At 63.7% G+C, this 16,786-nt stretch carries 17 protein-coding genes; 8 read left to right on the top strand and 9 right to left on the bottom strand.

What is annotated here, in order from left to right:
- Nucleotides 1-216: 216 nt before the first annotated feature.
- Nucleotides 217-636, top strand: a complete 420-nt coding sequence (locus tag EC912_RS17680; RefSeq protein WP_132146802.1) for a hypothetical protein — start codon at nt 217-219, stop codon at nt 634-636.
- A gap of 9 nt (nt 637-645) precedes the next feature.
- Here EC912_RS17680 and EC912_RS17675 read toward each other — a convergent pair whose 3' ends face one another.
- The 4 genes from EC912_RS17675 to crcB all read right to left on the bottom strand — a co-directional run bounded on the left by EC912_RS17675 (nt 646) and on the right by crcB (nt 4,757).
- Nucleotides 646-1,683 carry a proline iminopeptidase-family hydrolase gene (locus EC912_RS17675; protein ID WP_132146799.1) on the bottom strand — a complete coding sequence of 346 codons (1,038 nt, stop codon included), beginning with the start codon at nt 1,681-1,683 and terminating at the stop codon, nt 646-648.
- Nucleotides 1,684-1,744: 61 nt separating this feature from the next.
- The gene (locus EC912_RS17670; RefSeq protein WP_132146796.1) at nt 1,745-3,169 is read right to left on the bottom strand and encodes an MFS transporter; all 1,425 of its coding nucleotides are present in this window, start codon (nt 3,167-3,169) and stop codon (nt 1,745-1,747) included.
- Between the two features lie 49 nt (nt 3,170-3,218).
- Nucleotides 3,219-4,337 (bottom strand): cyclopropane fatty acyl phospholipid synthase, encoded by a 1,119-nt coding sequence (gene cfa, locus EC912_RS17665; protein WP_132146793.1) that lies wholly within the window; start codon nt 4,335-4,337, stop codon nt 3,219-3,221.
- A 27-nt stretch (nt 4,338-4,364) separates the two neighbouring features.
- Nucleotides 4,365-4,757, bottom strand: coding sequence for a fluoride efflux transporter CrcB (gene crcB, locus EC912_RS17660; protein WP_132146904.1), 393 nt, complete (start codon nt 4,755-4,757; stop codon nt 4,365-4,367).
- Between the two features lie 187 nt (nt 4,758-4,944).
- Here crcB and EC912_RS17655 point away from each other — a divergent pair, with 187 nt between their 5' ends.
- Nucleotides 4,945-6,213: a multidrug effflux MFS transporter gene (locus EC912_RS17655; RefSeq protein ID WP_132146790.1), complete on the top strand. Its 1,269-nt coding sequence runs from the start codon at nt 4,945-4,947 to the stop codon at nt 6,211-6,213.
- On the opposite strand, the gene EC912_RS17650 is transcribed toward EC912_RS17655, so the two are convergent.
- Genes EC912_RS17650 through EC912_RS17630 form a run of 5 tightly spaced genes read right to left on the bottom strand, consistent with a single transcriptional unit; the run spans nt 6,210 to nt 9,220 of the window.
- Entirely contained in the window at nt 6,210-6,683 is a 474-nt protein-coding gene (locus EC912_RS17650) for a hypothetical protein (RefSeq protein ID WP_207906888.1), read from the bottom strand. The two genes, EC912_RS17655 and EC912_RS17650, sit on opposite strands and share 4 nt — an antisense overlap.
- 43 nt (nt 6,684-6,726) lie before the next feature.
- Entirely contained in the window at nt 6,727-6,993 is a 267-nt protein-coding gene (gene minE, locus EC912_RS17645; protein ID WP_132146787.1) for a cell division topological specificity factor MinE, read from the bottom strand.
- Nucleotides 6,994-6,995: 2 nt separating this feature from the next.
- On the bottom strand, nt 6,996-7,808 hold the full coding sequence (minD, locus tag EC912_RS17640) for a septum site-determining protein MinD (RefSeq protein ID WP_132146784.1): 813 nt from the start codon (nt 7,806-7,808) through the stop codon (nt 6,996-6,998).
- Nucleotides 7,809-7,841: 33 nt separating this feature from the next.
- The gene (minC, locus tag EC912_RS17635) at nt 7,842-8,621 is read right to left on the bottom strand and encodes a septum site-determining protein MinC (RefSeq protein ID WP_132146781.1); all 780 of its coding nucleotides are present in this window, start codon (nt 8,619-8,621) and stop codon (nt 7,842-7,844) included.
- The gene (locus EC912_RS17630) at nt 8,618-9,220 is read right to left on the bottom strand and encodes a GNAT family N-acetyltransferase (protein WP_132146778.1); all 603 of its coding nucleotides are present in this window, start codon (nt 9,218-9,220) and stop codon (nt 8,618-8,620) included. The genes minC and EC912_RS17630 overlap by 4 nt, the downstream gene beginning before the upstream one ends.
- A gap of 208 nt (nt 9,221-9,428) precedes the next feature.
- Here EC912_RS17630 and EC912_RS17625 point away from each other — a divergent pair, with 208 nt between their 5' ends.
- The 6 genes from EC912_RS17625 (at nt 9,429) to EC912_RS17600 (ending at nt 16,732) form a co-directional block, all read left to right on the top strand.
- Complete coding sequence (locus tag EC912_RS17625; RefSeq protein ID WP_132146775.1) at nt 9,429-10,643, top strand: sensor histidine kinase; 1,215 nt, start codon at nt 9,429-9,431, stop codon at nt 10,641-10,643.
- A 43-nt stretch (nt 10,644-10,686) separates the two neighbouring features.
- Nucleotides 10,687-11,328: a response regulator gene (locus tag EC912_RS17620; protein ID WP_132146772.1), complete on the top strand. Its 642-nt coding sequence runs from the start codon at nt 10,687-10,689 to the stop codon at nt 11,326-11,328.
- Nucleotides 11,329-11,562: 234 nt separating this feature from the next.
- A complete protein-coding gene (locus tag EC912_RS17615) occupies nt 11,563-12,924 on the top strand; it encodes a polyketide cyclase (protein WP_132146769.1) in 1,362 nt (453 codons plus the stop codon).
- A 270-nt stretch (nt 12,925-13,194) separates the two neighbouring features.
- Nucleotides 13,195-14,133, top strand: a complete 939-nt coding sequence (locus tag EC912_RS17610) for an ABC transporter ATP-binding protein (protein WP_132146766.1) — start codon at nt 13,195-13,197, stop codon at nt 14,131-14,133.
- Nucleotides 14,130-14,864 (top strand): ABC transporter permease subunit, encoded by a 735-nt coding sequence (locus EC912_RS17605; RefSeq protein WP_132146763.1) that lies wholly within the window; start codon nt 14,130-14,132, stop codon nt 14,862-14,864. Before EC912_RS17610 ends, EC912_RS17605 begins: the two co-directional genes overlap by 4 nt.
- Nucleotides 14,864-16,732, top strand: coding sequence for a GldG family protein (locus EC912_RS17600; protein WP_132146760.1), 1,869 nt, complete (start codon nt 14,864-14,866; stop codon nt 16,730-16,732). The genes EC912_RS17605 and EC912_RS17600 overlap by 1 nt, the downstream gene beginning before the upstream one ends.
- Nucleotides 16,733-16,786: the final 54 nt, after the last annotated feature.

Raw genomic sequence — 16,786 nt, 5'->3', positions numbered from 1 at the left:
TATCCGGTAGGCGCGCATCGGCGCGTCGTTAACCCGGGAATGTTGCCAGAAAGGCGTCTCATGGGTGTAGACCGGGATGACGGTTGGCGATCTTCCCCGTGCGTAAGGAACGAGGCGCAAGTCGCAGACGCACGTGACCGGGGCACATAGCATGGCGGCTGAACCCTTGCCTGTCGGCAAGACCGGCCCCGGATGGCTTAGCTCAAGGACGAGTCGATGAATGCGTTTTCCTCGTTGCGTTTCCCCGCAACGGCACTGGGCATGTATGTGCTGACTGCCTGCTCCGAGCGCGCGACTTTGCTGGAACACCCCATGGCGGGCGGCGCGGTTTTGCTTACCGTGGGTGAAATCCGCAGCCGGGGGGTGGCCGGTCCGATGACGCTCGAAATCCGGGCGAAGATTGTTTCACCCGTCTTCGTCCGGTATCGCGAGCCGCTGCTGCTGCGCATGACGAATGTTCGCGACGGCTATTGCGTCTTTGTCAGCGACGAGCGCATCGACATCCGTTACGGGCAGGGTTATGCGGCGATCTTCGAGAACGCGCTGGCTTACTATCATCACGATGTGTACAGCGAAGTTCCCGTGAACCTGCACCAGGGCGTCGCGGAATGCGACGGGGCCGAACTGGTGCGATGACGAGGCGTGTTACGGCGCTTTGGCGTCCGTCTCGCGCAGGAATTTCACCAGGCCCGTGAAATAGGTTTCCTGATCGTCGTACATCGCCATGTGCGAGCCCTTGGGGCAATACAGATACTGGCCGTGGGGCAGGCGCTTCGACATGGCTTCCATGTACTTCGGATCCATCGTGTCGTAGCGCGCGCCGATGACCAGCGTCGGTACGGTGATGCGTTTCAGGTCGCCACTGCGATCCCAGTGTTCCAGTTTGCCGCTGATGCCGAGCTCGCTGGGGCCTTGCATGGACACATAGACCTGCTCGTTGAGATGAGCGAAGGCGCGCGTTACCGGATCGGGCCATTGGTCCGCCGGCATGCGCAGCACGTGCTGTTCGTAGTGCATCGGCATGAGAAGCGCCATGTACTCGGGGTTTGCCGTGTCCTTCGTCGCTTCAAGCTGCTTTACGCGCGCCAGCTTCTTCGGGTCCATCGCCGGCATAAGCACGTTGTGCGCATAGGCGTCGTACGCGGGGCCGCTGTCCATCATGTTGGAAATGACCAGGCCTTTCAGGTGCTGTTGATACTTCAGCGCGTACTCGATAGCGAGCACGCCGCCCCATGAATGACCGAGCAGGTAGAAGTTGTCTTTGTCCAGGTGCAGCGCCTGGCGTACCTGTTCCACTTCTTCGACGAAGCGCGGGATGTCCCAGAGGTCCGGATCGGTGGGCTTGTCGCTGAACGCGGAGCCGAGCTGGTCGTAGTAGTAATACTCGATGCCCGCCGCCGGGAAGTAGCTGTCGAATGCCTCGAAGTATTCGTGCGTCGCGCCGGGGCCGCCATGCAGCAGCAGGACCTTGATGCGCGGGTTATTGCCCATGCGCTTGGTCCAGACGCGGAAGTGGCCCTTGGGCGTATCGATCTCGATCATCTTCGCGCCGCCGGAGAGGACGTCGTCCCGGCCGCGGTTGTCGAAGTAGGAGGGGGTCGTGCTGGCGGGAGGTGCGGCTTGTGCCGCGAGCGGGCAGAGCGATGCGACGGCGAGTACGGCGGCGACGAGCAAGCTGCGCATGGAGATACCCCCTGGTTGATGCGTGGACTATGTCCTTGCCGACGCGCCGAAAGCAAGCGGGCTATTCGCGGGACAATGGCGTTGCCACGTCCTCCAGCGGCTTCCGTTCCGCCGCGATGCCCAGCCACAGGGCCGCCATCGCTCCCACGACCATCAACACGGCTCCCAGCGCATAGCCCCACCCGATCGACACCCGTTCGCCCGTGCCGATCAGTGCGCCGAACAGCCACGGGCCGGCCACGCCGCCGATGGCTGTGCCGAATGCGTAGAACAGTGCGATAGCCAGGGCGCGCAGTTCCAGGGGAAAGCTCTCGCTTACCGTGAGATACGCCGAGCTGGCCGCGGCCGACGCGAAGAAAAACACGACACTCCATGCCATGGTCTGCGTGCGCGCATCCAGCCATCCGTTCACGAACATCCATGCGGTCACGGCGAGCAATCCGCCGGACAGCGCATACGTCGTCGCGATCATCGCACGTCGTCCTATCGTGTCGAACAGGCGGCCGAGCAGTAATGGTCCAAGAAAGTTGCCGGCGGCGAAGGGCAGCAGGTACAGACCGACCTCGGCATCGGCCACGCCATAGAAGCGGCCGAGTACCAGCGCGTAGGTGAAGAAGATGGCGTTGTAGAAAAACGCCTGTGTCGCCATCAGGACCACGCCAAGGACGGTTCGTCGCGGGTAGTCGTGGAACAGGGTGCGTGCGACGTCGGCCATGCGCAGGGTGCGCGGTCGCAGCCGGAGTTTTACCGGCGGTTCCGTAGCGACAGGAGTACCCAGACGTCTTTCGATGTCGCCCATTATGGCTTCGGCTTCCGCGATTCGTCCGTGCAGCATCAGCCAGCGCGGACTTTCTGGAATGTAGCGACGCAACAGAAGAACGCCAAGGCCGAGTATGGCGCCGAGCCCGAATGTCAGGCGCCAGCCGATCTCGGGCGACACCCATGACGTATCGAGCAGGGCGACCGCGCCCAGCGCCCCCAGTGCGGCACCGATCCAGAAGCTGCCGTTGATAACCAGATCGGTATGTCCGCGATATCGTGCGGGAACAAGCTCCTGGATGGCCGAATTGATCGCGGCGTATTCGCCGCCGATGCCGGCGCCGGTCAGTGCGCGAAACAGCACGAAGCTCCAGAAGTCGAACGAGAACGCCGTTGCCGCGGTAGCCAGCAGATAGAGTCCCAACGTGATCGTGAAAAGCTTCTTGCGTCCGAGCCGGTCGGTCAACCAGCCGAAGAACAGCGCGCCGACGACGGCACCGACGAGATACAGACTGCCGGCGAGACCGACTTCGGCATCGGTCAGGTGGAGTACCGGACTCGATTTGAGCGCGCCGGCGATAGAGCCCGTGATAGTGACTTCGAGACCATCCAACACCCATGTGATGCCCAGCGCCACGGCGACCAGCAAATGGAAACGCCCCCAACGCAGCCGGTCCAGGCGCGCGGGGATATCCGTTTCGACCATGGCGTTGCGTGGATCCGGCATCCCGCGACGTTAGGGCACCCGATGTTAGGGGGCGTGAAGTCGCGTCGTATCAGCGCGGGACGCGATATCCGCCGGGGATGCCGTGAGGGCTCAGCGTCAGTTGCCACAACTGGTCGCGACGGCTGCGGAATACCCCGGCCGAACAGGCAAGATAGAAACGCCACATACGGCGGAACCGTTCGTCGTAGCTGGCGCTGAGCGAAGGCCATGCCTTATCGACATTGCCCAGCCACGCCATCAGCGTGCGGTCGTAGTCGGCGCCGAAGTTGTGCCAGTCCTCGATCACGAACAGGTTCTCCAACGCGGTCGTCACCTGGCTCGACGACGGGATGACCGAATTCGGGAAAATGTACTTTTCGATCCATGGATCGGGACGGCCCGGTGCACCGTTGCTACCGATGCTATGCAGCAGCGCCAGGCCGTCGACAGGCAGGCAGCGTCGTGCGACTTCGAACCAGGTGCGGTAATTCCTGAAGCCCACGTGTTCGAACATGCCTATCGACATGACGGCATCGAAACGCTCGTCGATCTCCCGATAGTCCTGTAGACGGATGTCGATGGGCAGGCCGCGGCACAGGTCGCGTGCGTAGTTCGCCTGTTCCTGCGATACGGTGACGCCGACGCCGCTGACGCCGTAGCGTTCGGCGGCGTACTTCAGCGCTTCGCCCCAGCCGCAACCGATGTCGAGCACGCGTTGACCGGGTTTGAGCGCCAGCTTCCGGCAGATCAGGTCGAGCTTCGCTTCCTGTGCGTCGTCGAGGTTGGTCGCGTTGGCCCAGTAGCCGCACGAGTAAACGAGACGCTTGCCGAGCATCGCCTCGAACAGGTCGTTGCCGAGATCGTAATGCTGGCGGCCGACGTCCCACGCATGTTCGCCGCGCTGCATATTGATGAAGCGCGCTTTCAGGTGCGCGATCAGCGTGTCCAGCGTGCGCAGCGAAGAGTCGATATGGGAGTCGAGCACGCGGGCGAAGAAGCCCGGCAGGTCGTCCACGTCCCACCAGCCGTCCATATACGCCTCGCCAAGCCCGAGCGAGCCGTGGGCGAAGACGCGCGCATAGGTGCGCTCGTCATGGACGATCAGATCGGTCGGACCGTCGCCGCCGATGTGGATGCCGGCCTGTTCCAGCAGGGCCTGCGCGCGTGCCTTCAGGGAATCGTTACCCATCGTCGGACCTCGCTTCCTTAGTTATCCCTAGCTCACGTGTCGCAACACGCCCTTGGCCAAACCCAAACCGAGTACCGTCATCGCGATCGAGCCGGCCAGGTGCACGAATACGTGCGCGCCGAACCAGAGGTACTCCTGGCGCAGCAGAAGGCCGGTCGTTTCCGCGGAAAATGTAGAAAAGGTGGTCAGGCCGCCGAGGAATCCGGTGGCGACGAACAGGCGCGCTTCGAGCGGAAGCGCCTGGTAGTGATCGAAGATGCCGAGCGTGATGCCCATCAACAGGCCACCGGTGAGGTTGGCCGCGAGCGTGCCCAGGGGGAGGTTGGGAAAGATCGGATTGAAAACGACGCCGAGCCACCAGCGCAGCCAGCAGCCGAACGCGCCTCCGATGCCGACGGCAAGAAACCCGGTATAGCCCACGCAGTGCCCCTGTTCGAGCCGATGTCGGTCGATTATGGCGCAGTGCGACATGTTCGTGTACATAACGAATTCGTGAAGATACGAATTCGCGACTTCACGGGCTTTCTGTGTGAGCGAGCCTGCTCGCGAAAACAGAAAGGGTGTGGCGTCGCTATACTTCCGGCTACTCACCTTTGCCCATTGCCCAATGACTCCCGTCACCCGCGATCCGCGGCGTCATCTGCCTTTGCTGCTCGCGGCGCTGGCGATGATCGGCCCGTTTTCGATCGATGCGATCTTCCCGGGGTTTCCGGATATCGGTCGCAATTTCGGCGTGGGCGAGGTGGCGCTGCAGCAGACGGTCAGCGTGTACCTGATCGCGTACGCCGTCATGAGTCTTTTCCATGGCGCGCTGTCCGACGCGTACGGCCGCAAGCCGGTGATCGTGATCGGCATGGCGGTTTATGCGCTGGCGTCGGTCGGCGCGGCACTGGCGCCGACCTTTACGTTCCTGCTCGGCTGCCGCGCATTGCAGGGCGTGTGTGCCGGTGCGGGCATCGTCGTGGGGCGCGCGGTGGTGCGCGACACCATGAATGGCGAGGAAGCGCAGCGGATGATGTCGAAGGTGATGATGATTTTCGGCATCGCCCCGGCCATCGCTCCCATCGTCGGTGCGTGGCTGCTCGGTATCGACGGCTGGCGCGGTATTTTCTGGGCGCTGGCGGTCTTTACCGTGCTGCTGACGATGGGCGTGGCGCGGTTCCTGGTGGAATCGCATCCCAAAGCGAATCGCACGATCTTTCGTCCGCGCCCGTTGTTGGCCGGCTACGTCCGTATCGGCAGCGACTTGCCGTTCTGGCCGCTGGCCATCGCCAGCTCCATCAATTTTTCGGGCCTGTTCCTGTACATCGCCTCGGCACCGCGACTGGTTCGCGATCTGCTGGGGCTGGGTGCACAGGGATTCCCGTGGCTTTTCGTACCGGTGGTGATCGGCATGGTGGCCGGGGCCTATACGTCCGGCCGCGTCGCGGGGCGGGCGAGCGCCGCGCGGACCGTCGCCGTCGGCTACGTATTCATGCTCGCGTCGTGCGCGATCAACATCGTGCTGGCGCTGGCTCTGCCCACGCCGCGGGTGCCCTGGTCGACGTTGCCGCTGGCGCTTTACGGCTTCGGCGTCCAGATGGCGTTCCCGACGCTGACGCTATTGCTGCTGGACCGCTTTCCGGCGCAGCGTGGCGGCGTGTCGTCGGTACAGGCGTTCTCCAGCCTGTTGTTCACGGCACTGGTCGCGGGCGTCCTGTCTCCGCTGCTGTCTTACAACATGCTGGGTCTGGCGCTGGGCGCGACAGGCATGTGTTCGATCGGGCTGCTCGCATGGTGGTGGTATTCGCATCTGGAACGCCGCGCGATCGCACGACACAAGGCGGCAGGCATGGGCAGCGCCGCGGAGCAGGCCGAGTTGCAGGAGCCGGGTTAGACCGGCAGGCCGCGTTCGGAGAGAAACCGTTGCGCTTCGGTCGCGTCGTTCTCGAACCATGCGTGCGTGGATCCCAGCCGGAACGTGTAGCCCCAGCGATCCATGTCGTCCATCAGGCGCTCGCGGCCCACGCCGGGAAGTTCGTCCGCCAGCACGATCTGCAGGTAGCAGGTCGCGTCTTCTTCCTCGATCGAATCCGTGGCGTCGGTATGCACCGCCGCACGGCGGTCGGCTGGCAATACCAGCAGGTGGCAGGATTCGTGGAGCATGGAATGCACGGGCGTGTCGGCGCGCGCGTAAACCGCGCTACCGATGATGCCGGCTTCCGACTCGCCCCAATAGCTGCCGGGAATCGGCTCGCCGGCAGGCGTTTCGATCAGGGTGAGGCCGTAGCCGGCCAGAAGCGCGCGCGGCGCGTCGAAACCAATGTCGCCAAGACGCAGGACGCCATCGTCCTCGGCGGGGGCCATCCCGGGCCCCATGGATTCGACCGTCACTCCCATGTCGCAGGCCTTACGGTGCGGCCGGCTTGATGTCGGGCAGGGCGACCGAGAGTTCGAGAACTTCGTGGCCGCTGTCGCGTTCGAGATTGATCATCACCGCTTCGACGTCGACGTTGACGTACTTGCGGATCACTTCAAGCAGTTCGTTGCGCAGCAGGGGCAGATAGTCCGGGCCGCCGCGCGTCGAACGTTCCTGAGCCACGATGATGCGCAGGCGCTCTTTCGCCACGCCGGCGCTCGGCTCGGGTTTGCGTCGCAGGAAATCCAGGATACCCATGCTCAGCCTCCGAATACGCGCTTGAGAAAGCTTTTCTTCTCCACTTCGGTGAAGCGCAGTGGGCGCTCTTCGCCGAGAATGCGGGCTACGGTGTCCTTATATGCCTGGCCGGCGAAGGAGTCCTCGCGGAGAATGACCGGCTCGCCGGAGTTCGACGCCGCCAGCACGTTTTCCGATTCCGGAATGACGCCGACGACGGAGATGCCGAGGATGTCCTCGACGTCTTTCACGCTGAGCATTTCACCGGCTTCGACACGCACCGGGTTGTAGCGAGTCAGCAGCAGATGCTGTTTGACCGTCGTGTCGCCGCGTTCCGCATGGCGCGTCTTGCTGGCAAGCAGGCCGAGGATGCGGTCGGAGTCGCGCACGGAGGAAACTTCCGGGTTGACGACGACGACGGCGTGGTCGGCGAAGTACATCGCCAGATGCGCGCCTTTCTCGATACCGGCGGGCGAGTCGCAGACCACGAAGTCGAAGCCTTCCTTGGCCAGTTCGTCGAGGACTTTCTCGACGCCCTCCTGGGTGAGCGCATCCTTGTCGCGGGTCTGCGAGGCAGCCAGTACGAAAAGGGTCTCGTTGCGCTTGTCCTTGATCAGGGCCTGCTTTAGCGTGGCCTCGCCGTGGACGACATTGATGAAGTCGTAAACGACCCGCCGCTCGCAGCCCATGATCAGGTCGAGATTACGCAGGCCGACGTCGAAGTCGATGACGGCGACTTTTTTTCCGGCCATGGCCAGACCGGTGGCCAGCGATGCGCTGGTCGTGGTCTTGCCGACTCCGCCTTTTCCGGAAGTGACGACGATGATTTCAGTCAAGTGGGTATCTCCGCGTGTGTGGCAGCGTCGGCATCAAAGCCGCGCAACCAGCAGTTTTCCATTGTCGAGCCAGCATTGCACGGCCTGGCCTTCGAATTCTTTCGGCATGTCTTCGAACACACGATAGTGCCCGGCGATGGCGACGAGTTCCGCACGGAAATCCGAGCAGAAAATGCGCGCGGTCTCGTCGCCCTGGGCACCGGCCATCGCGCGGCCGCGAAGGCCGCCGTAAACATGAATCGAACCGTCCGCGATCACTTCCGCGCCGTTGGCGATCGCGGCGGTAACGACCAGGTCGCGGTCGCGAGCGTAAATCTGTTGTCCTGAACGAACGGCGCTACCCGTGTGGTACTGCGCGGTATGCGCGGCGGGCGGTGCGTAATCTTCGTGAATCGGCTGTCGCGTGGGTGCCGCTTCGGCGCGTGCCGGAGCGCTGGCGACCGGTGCGGGCGCGGCTTCGCCGGCGACCGGCTCGTACGCCGCACGGAACTTCGCGATCAGCGGAAGACCCATACGCTCGGCGAGTTGCTCGGTTTCCGCCGTGCCATAGGCCAGGCCGACGGGCAGCATGCCCGCGCTGCGCACGGCTTCCAGCAGGGCGTCGACCGTACCGTCGTCGGGCAGGGCGGCCAGATGGCTGAGATCGAGCACGACGGCGGCGCGGGTGAACATCTGCGGGGCGGAACGAACGCGGCGTTCCAGTTCGTCGCACAGGGCCGCGGCGTCGGGACGCCGAACGCGTACGCAAGCGATGCCTACCTGACCGAAACGAAGATCGCAGGCGGCTTCAAGGGAGTCGGCGCGGGCGTTCATGCGCGCACCTCCTGTGCGGCGCCCTCGCAGGGGCGGTGGCGTTCCGCGAGCCAGGACACGTCGGGCAGGCCGTCTCCATCGAGGTAACGCTCGCGTACGAACGGGAAGCTGGGCAGTTCCTTGGCGAGGAGGCTGACCTTCGGGCCCTTCGCGCCCATTTTCTGCTGACCGACTTCCTGGAAGCCCAGGGTGCCGTGGAAAAGCACGACCATGTCGTCGCGCGGTTCGAGAAAGACTTCACACGTCAGGAGCGGCACACGTACCTCGGCATAACTCTGGACATCGCAATAGAACACGCGGCCAAGCCCGTGCCCGCGATATTCGGGGGCGACCACGATGCGGTCGATATAAACGAAGCTTTCGTAATGGTCCTGGAACCAGTGGAAATTGGGGCTGGTGTAGTTGGCGTCCGGCCGCAGGGCGATGAGGAAACCGGCGATGACGCCGTCCATCTCTGCGACGCGGAAATAATGGGCGTTATCGTAGAGATGACGCAGTCGCGCGCTGTCGGTGACGAGAATGCCGGTGCCGGCGGCGTTGTTGAGCGCCAGCACGGCGTCCAGGTCGTGCTCGCGCACGTCGCGGATGGCAAGGGCCATTCGTTGCTCCGCAGATGAACGTTTCGAGGGAAGACCGCAGACCGGCCCTTCGGATGCGCGGCATTATGGCACGCGACACACTTCGCGACACACTTCATGAGAGCAGGTCAGGATGTAAAACACTTGTAAAAGCGCATGCTTGGGCGAGCCGCCAAGCCGTGACTTCAGTCAGATGGTGGTGCCGCGCTCAAGCCCTATGATGGTCCCCATGCCCTGGCCTCATTTCAATCACACCCGCCTCCTGCGATACGGCACCTATTTCGTCTATCTGTGCCTCGGGCTGCCGCTCTCGATGCTCAAGCCGGGCGAACTGGGCGACGTCGCACTTCTCCTGTGGACTGCCTGCTACCTGGCCTTCGGGGTCGTGTACTGGCTGTTGACGCGTAATCTCGGCGCGCCCATGAACAGCGCGACCAAGCTGGCGGCGCTGCTGTTCCTGACGGCGGCGGCGCTGACGATCGGCTGGCTGAGCAAGAGCGGCCTTGCGGCCCTGTTGCTGGTGATCGTGGCGACGATCGTTCCCTGGCTGGTGACCGTGCCCGTCGGCGCCGCATGGATGGTGCTGTCGCACGCGGCGCTCATTCCGATCTTCGGGGCCGCTTTTCACTGGGTGAGCGGTGCCTGGCTGATGGCGCTGATGCAGTCCTGCATGTATTTCAGCTTTTCGGCGCTGACCTTCATCACCTCCGCGGTCGCCAGCCAGCAGGCCGAGGAGCGGGAGGAACAGCGACGGCTGAATTCCGAACTGCGCGCCACCCGGGCGCTGCTGGCCGAGTCGACGCGCATCGCCGAGCGCATGCGCATCGCACGGGACCTTCACGATCTGGTGGGCCACCATCTCACGGCGCTCAGCCTGAATCTCGAAGTGGCCAGCCACCTGACCAACGAAGCGGCGGGGGAGCACGTGCGCAAGGCGCAATCGACCGCCAAACAGCTGCTGGCCGACGTCCGCGAGGTCGTGAGCGAGCTGCGCCAGGACGACGCGATCGACCTGACCCAGGCGTTGCGCAGTCTCATAGAAGGCGTTCCCGGTCTTAAAGTGATTCTTTCCATACCGCCGCGTTTCGGCGTGGAAGATCCGCGGCGCGCCCAGATGCTGTTGCGCTGCGTGCAGGAAATCCTTACCAATACCGTCCGTCATTCCGGTGCGCGCCACCTCTGGTTGACGTTCCGGCATACCGGGCCCGACGAGTTGTGTCTCGACGCCCGGGACGACGGCAACGGCGCCAGCCAGTTCCGGCCGGGCAACGGTCTGACGGGTATGCGCGAACGGCTGGCCGAATTCGGGGGCACGGTGGACTTCGTGACCCACCCGGCGGGCGGTTTCGCACTGACCGCCCGTCTTCCCCTGGGCGAGGAGCAGGCGCTGGCACATGCGCCGACACGCCCCGCGCTGGACACCAGCCTTCCTGAGGCTACATGACATTCCCCATGCCACAATGCCGCGCTATCGCTGAGGATCCGCAATGATCTCTGTCTGTCTCGTTGACGACCAGAACCTGGTTCGCCAGGGCATTCGCTCGCTGCTCGACCTGGCGGGAGACATCCGCGTCATCGCCGAATGTGCCGATGGCGCCCAGGCCGTGCAGACCATCCCGCAGATCAAGCCGGACGTCGTCCTGCTGGACCTGCGCATGCCCAACATGAGTGGGCTGGACGTACTGCAGGCCCTGAGCGGCCGCAACGAACTGCCGCCCACCATCATCCTGACCACGTTCGACGACGACCAGCTCGTGCTTTCGGGCCTGAAGGCGGGCGCGCGCGGATACCTGCTGAAGGACGTTTCCCTGGAGCAACTGGTGGAAGCCGTGCGCACGGTGGCGGCGGGCGGGTCGCTGGTGGCGCCCATGGTCACCCAGCGTCTGCTGGCTGGCGTGGGGCGTATCCAGAACCAGTTCTCCAGCCTGGAGCAGCCCGATCCCCTCACCGAGCGTGAGACCGAAATTCTGCGGCTTCTTTCGGGCGGTTACAGCAACAAGGAAATCGCCAATTCGCTGCGCGTGGCGGAAGGGACCGTGAAGAATCACGTGTCCAATATTCTGTCCAAGCTGGGCGTCCGCGACCGGACCCGGGCGGTCCTCAAGGCGCTGGAACTCGGCATCGTCTGATTTCGCCTACATGTCGCGTAGGCCGAAAACCGCGCTGCGCTGCGGCATGGGGGCCTTGCGACGTTTCGCAAATCAGCAGGGCTTACCCAATAGCGTTCCCGTGCGCGAGCAAGTACCATCCGTCCTTTCGGCACGGACGATGCCACGTTACGGGCCGATTCATCAGGGGCTTTCCGGGCCGGCTTTCGCCGCCATCCGGAGCGCCCGTTTAGAAGACGTTCGGAGAACCGTGGAATGACGCGTCTGTTAGAACTTATTGTTGCCATCGTCATCGTCGCCGTGCTTGGTGTCGTGGTGGGTGTGGCCATGCCCTCGACGGGACACGTCGAGCGCTCGATGCTGATCAGCAAGGACCTCCGTCAGGTTTACGACGTTTTCAGCAATTTCCGTCGCTTCCCGGATTACACCGCGATGCGCTCGTTCGATCCGAAGATCCAGTTCGAACTGTCCGGCAAGGCCTATGGCCCGGGCTCGAAGATCTCCTGGACCAGCGAAGACAAGAAGGTCGGTAACGGCGAATTCGAAATCGCCACCATCGATCCGTCCTTCTCGGCGATTTCCGATGCCGGCAAGGGCACGATCGTCTGGAACGTCACCAACGGCTGGCGCGGTAACGACAAGAAGTTCACGATCAACCTGGAGCGCAGCGGTCGCAGCCAGAAGCTGGTCAAGGTCACGTGGTCGTACGACGTCGATTACGGCTTCAACCTGATCAGCCGCTTCTCGAACCTCTATATCCACGGCGATCCGGATTCGCTGATCCAGTTCAGCCTGGCGAACCTGCAGAACCTGATGGCGTCGATTCCCAATATCGACTACAGCAAGCTGGTTCCGACGATGGCCGAACAGCCGGCCAAGCCGATCCTGTTCGTGTCCACCACGGCGCCGCGTACGCTCGACGATGTCGACACCGCGTCGGACAAGGCCATGGGTGAAATCCAGGCTGCCGCCAAGAAGCTCGGCGTGAACATCGTCAGCCCGCGCATCACGTTCACCACGAACTGGGGCGATCAGAACTACACGTTCGACGTCGCCGCCGAGATCGACAGCACGACGCTGAAGATCAACGGTCAGGACGTCGCACTGACGGCCGCACAGCGTCCGACGCTCGACACCGCACCGGCAGCTGCCCCGGCCGACCAGGCAGCCACCGATTCGGCGGCTCCGGGCAGCAAGGACAAGCTCGGTCGCGTCATCGTCGACGGCGACGTCAAGGCTGTGCTGGCCTTTGGCGGCCGCGCACTGAAGGCCGAGTGGAACGGCACCGGCGCCGGTCTCCCGCAGACCCGCATGATGCTCTCCGCTTATGCGCAGACCCACGGCTACAAGTTCGACGACGTCGTGAACCGCCCGTACGACATCCAGGTCAAGGCACCGACCAATAATCACGGTACGGTTTCCGGTTACGACGAGCAGAAGTTCGAAATCTATCTGCCGCTGTCGGGCGACAACCTGCCGGCACAGACCCCGGAACAGGAAGCTGGCGTGCAGCAGCCGACGCTCGAGGAAGCCGCTCCGGCCGCCTCGGGTACGGCGCCCGCTCCGGCTGGCACGGCTCCGACCCCGGCCGCCGCGTCGACCGCCGCCGCGCAGTAAGATCCGCCGGTACGCGATACGAGAAGCCCCGTCGGCAACGACGGGGCTTTTTTTGTTGCTCAGGACAGGGTGCGTCGGCTGTCGACGATGCCGTGACCCTGTGGGAGCGCGCCTGCGCGTGAAAGGTGCTAACCCCATCGCTCGGATCAAGCGTCGACGCGATCGGGTTTTCGCGCGCAGGCGCGCTCCCACAGAGAGCAAGAGAGCAAAGGACGCCCGTCACATGCTTCTATGCGCTACATTCGTCGCCGCCCCATCCGACCGCAGGCCATGATCGAAACCGAGCAACTGACCCGCTGTTACGGCAGCCTGACCGCCGTCGACTCGCTGACTCTCCGCGCCGAACCCGGCCAGGTGCTCGGCCTGCTCGGCCCGAACGGAGCAGGGAAGTCGACCGCCATGCGCATGATCGCCGGCTTTCTCGCACCCACGTCGGGCACGGCGCGCGTGTGCGGCCACGACGTGCGCCGCAATCCCGTTGCCGCCAAGAAGGCGCTCGGCTATCTGCCCGAGGGCGCGCCTAGCTACGGCGAAATGACGGTGCGCGAATTCCTGAGTTTTATCGCGCGTGTTCGGAGTGTGGGGGGAGACAAGGGGTATCGTCGCTTCGATGAGGTGATCTCGCGCCTGCAACTGGAAGAAGTGCTGGATCAGCCCATCGGTATGCTGTCGAAGGGCCTGCGCCGTCGCGTAGGACTTGCGCAGGCAATCCTGCACAACCCACCGGTACTGATGCTCGACGAGCCGACCGACGGTCTCGATCCCAACCAGAAGCATTCCGTGCGTATGTTGATCGACGCCATGGCGCGCCAGCGCACCATCCTGATTTCGACCCATCTGCTGGAAGAAGTGCACGCGCTCTGCAACCGCGTGGCCATCATCGCCAACGGCCGGTTGCTGGCCGATGCGACACCGGCGGAACTGGAACGGCAATCGCGTTACCACGGCGCCGTGTCGTTCAGTGCGCAGGGAAGCGGCGTGTCGCGCGAAATGCTCGCGCGTATTCCGGAGGTCGCTTCGGTGGAAGTCGATCCGCTCGACGGGCGTGTCACGGTGTTTCCGCGCGAGGGCAAGCCGATTCTCGAAGAAGTGCAGACCCTGCTGCGTACGCAGAACCTCGAAGTGTCCGAAATCCAGTTGGAGCGTGGGCGCCTCGACGAAGTCTTTCGCCACATCACCACCTCGGCACATCCGGGGCCGGCCGCATGAGCGCCGTCTTCGCTATCGTCCGCCGCGAACTGCTGAGCTACTTCGTCACACCCGTCGCCTACGTCTTCATGGTCATCTTCCTTGTGCTGGCGGGATTGCTGACGTTCTATGCCGGCGATTTCTACGATCGCGGCCTGGCCGATCTGCAACCGTTCTTCGACATCCATCCCTGGCTATACCTCGTACTCGTCCCGGCCATATCGATGCCGATGTGGTCGGAGGAGCGCAGCTCCGGCACGATCGAACTACTGCTTTCGCTACCCGTGACCATCGCGCAGGCGATGATCGGCAAGTTTGTCGCGGCATGGTTGTTCATCGGTTTCTCGTTGATGCTGACCTTTCCGATCTGGATCACGGTCAACTACCTCGGCGATCCCGACAACGGTGTGATCTTCGCTGGCTATCTCGGTAGCTGGCTGATGGCCGGATGTTTTCTCGCCATCGGCGCCTGCATGTCCGCCGCCACGCGCAGCCAGATCGTCGCGTTCATCCTGACGGCCGCGGTGTGCTTCCTGCTGCTGCTGGCCGGGCAGCCGCAGGTACTCGATTTCTTCCAGGATGCGTTGCCCGCCAAAATGCTCGGCGCGCTGGCCCAGCTGAGTATCACGCGGCATGCGGCGGCTATCGCGCGTGGCGTCCTCGATCTGCGCGACGTCACGTATTTCGTGGCGAGCATCGTGGCATGGCTCGCGGCGGGCGTCGCGCTGGTCGACCTTAAGAGGACCCGTTGATGGACGGCCGGCATTTCCATATCAGCCGGTCGTTCGCGCTGCGTCTGGCCCTGGTGGGGATCGCGCTCGCCTTCCTGCTGGTGGTGGCGATCAGTGCGCGCACCTTGCGTACCGCGCGCGTCGATCTGACGGGGGACAAGATTTACACGCTCACGCCGGGCACCACGCGCATCGTGGATAGCCTGGAGCGACCCCTGACACTGACGCTGTACTTCTCCGAACATGCCTCGCGCGACCTGGCGCAACTGCGCAGTTATGAGCAGCGCGTCCATGAAATGCTGCGCGAAGTAGCTGTGCGTGGACACGGGCGCATCCGTCTCCGGGTGATCGACCCGGTGCCTTATTCGGACGATGAGGACGCCGCGGAAAGCTACGGCCTGATGCCCGTGAACGGCGGCAGCAACGGCGAGCGCGTGTTCTTCGGTCTGGTGGGCACCGCGGGAACGGGCGACGCGGCCACGACGCAGGCGATTCCGTTCTTCGATCCGGCGCGCGAAGCCTTCGTCGAATACGACATAGCCAAGCTCCTGTACGAACTGAGCACGCCGCATAAACCCAGGCTCGGCGTCATCAGTACGCTGCCCATTGCCGGCAACATGGTGATCGGCGAGCAACCCTGGACGATCATGCGCCAGCTGGAACAGTTGGCCGATGTGTCCATGATCGACGCGAACGGGCTGACCCGGATCGACGATCGCTTCAAGGTGCTCCTGCTGATCCATCCGAAGCGGCTGAGCGCCGATGCGCAGTACGCCATCGACCAGTTCGTACTGCGCGGCGGGCGACTGGTGGTTTTCGTCGATCCCGATGCGGAGATGGATACCGCGCCGCTGGTCGACGTGCGTGGCGTGATCGACGATCACAACTCGGATATCCGCCGGCTGTTCGAAGCGTGGGGCGTCGTTTACGACCCGACCCAGATCGTGCTCGATCGCTCGCAGTCGCTGACGATCGAGCTGAACGGCAATAGCCTCAGTCACCCGGCGATGCTGGGTCTGAATGCGCAGGGCCTCAACCATGACGACGTTGTCACTGCGAGCCTGCAACGCCTGAACTTCTCCACCGCGGGTCATTTCGAACTGGCTCCGACCACGCACGCGCAGATGATGCCGCTGGTGCAGACGTCCGACGATGCGACCATCGTACCGGTCGACCGCGTGCGCGAGGCCACCAGCGATCCTTCCGTGCTGCTCTCCGACTACACGCCTACCCATGAGCGCTACGTACTGGCGGCACGCGTGCGCGACACATTCCGTACGGCGTTTCCGGACCGGACCGACACGGGGCATCTCGCGCAATCGCAGGGACCGGGCGAGGTCGTGCTGATCGCCGATACCGACCTGTTGACGGACCGCCTGTGGGTCGAGATCCAGCCGCTGCTCGGTCAGCAGCAGATGACCGCATTCGCGAACAACGGCGATTTCATTGCCAATCTCGTCGATAACCTCAGTGGGTCGTCCGCACTGCTGTCCATTCGTGGCCGTTCCAGTCTGCAGCGCCCCTTTACGAAGGTGCGTTCGCTCCAGGCCGCGGCGGACCGCAAGTTCCTGGTCAAGAAGCGCGAGCTGGAAGGCGAGCTCTACGAAACCCAGCGGCGGCTCAGCGAATTGCAGCCGGCGAAGGGAGGTACCTCCAACGGTACGGCGGTTACCGTGGAACAGCGTCGCGAGGTCGAGCAATACCTCCAGCGCAAGCTGGCCATCGGTAAAGAGTTGCGTGACGTGCAGCACCAGTTGAACGCGGAAATCGACGCGCTGGGTTTGCGCCTGAAGTTCATCAATATCGTTCTGGTGCCCGGGCTGGTCGCGTTGTTCGGTCTTATTTACGGATGGCGGCGCCAGCGTCGCGGTCGCCGTGTCGGCCTGTAAACCCGTGCTGGCGGCAATGTGTCGCACCGCTGCCCGTCGCTTCACCGCGATGTG

This window comes from Luteibacter rhizovicinus, assembly GCF_004342265.1.
Classification (GTDB): domain Bacteria; phylum Pseudomonadota; class Gammaproteobacteria; order Xanthomonadales; family Rhodanobacteraceae; genus Luteibacter; species Luteibacter rhizovicinus_B.
Note: the sequence above shows the minus strand (reverse complement) of the source record. Positions and strands in the feature narration are given on the sequence as shown.

Coding starts and splice junctions, on each gene's coding strand:
- EC912_RS17680 (WP_132146802.1), top strand. CDS start 217: ATGAATGCGTTTTCCTCGTTGCGTTTCCCCGCAACGGCACTGGGCATG.
- EC912_RS17675 (WP_132146799.1), bottom strand. CDS start 1,683: ATGCGCAGCTTGCTCGTCGCCGCCGTACTCGCCGTCGCATCGCTCTGC.
- EC912_RS17670 (WP_132146796.1), bottom strand. CDS start 3,169: ATGCCGGATCCACGCAACGCCATGGTCGAAACGGATATCCCCGCGCGC.
- cfa (WP_132146793.1), bottom strand. CDS start 4,337: ATGGGTAACGATTCCCTGAAGGCACGCGCGCAGGCCCTGCTGGAACAG.
- EC912_RS17655 (WP_132146790.1), top strand. CDS start 4,945: ATGACTCCCGTCACCCGCGATCCGCGGCGTCATCTGCCTTTGCTGCTC.
- EC912_RS17650 (WP_207906888.1), bottom strand. CDS start 6,683: ATGGCCCCCGCCGAGGACGATGGCGTCCTGCGTCTTGGCGACATTGGT.
- minE (WP_132146787.1), bottom strand. CDS start 6,993: ATGGGTATCCTGGATTTCCTGCGACGCAAACCCGAGCCGAGCGCCGGC.
- minC (WP_132146781.1), bottom strand. CDS start 8,621: ATGAACGCCCGCGCCGACTCCCTTGAAGCCGCCTGCGATCTTCGTTTC.
- EC912_RS17630 (WP_132146778.1), bottom strand. CDS start 9,220: ATGGCCCTTGCCATCCGCGACGTGCGCGAGCACGACCTGGACGCCGTG.
- EC912_RS17625 (WP_132146775.1), top strand. CDS start 9,429: ATGCCCTGGCCTCATTTCAATCACACCCGCCTCCTGCGATACGGCACC.
- EC912_RS17620 (WP_132146772.1), top strand. CDS start 10,687: ATGATCTCTGTCTGTCTCGTTGACGACCAGAACCTGGTTCGCCAGGGC.
- EC912_RS17615 (WP_132146769.1), top strand. CDS start 11,563: ATGACGCGTCTGTTAGAACTTATTGTTGCCATCGTCATCGTCGCCGTG.
- EC912_RS17610 (WP_132146766.1), top strand. CDS start 13,195: ATGATCGAAACCGAGCAACTGACCCGCTGTTACGGCAGCCTGACCGCC.
- EC912_RS17605 (WP_132146763.1), top strand. CDS start 14,130: ATGAGCGCCGTCTTCGCTATCGTCCGCCGCGAACTGCTGAGCTACTTC.
- EC912_RS17600 (WP_132146760.1), top strand. CDS start 14,864: ATGGACGGCCGGCATTTCCATATCAGCCGGTCGTTCGCGCTGCGTCTG.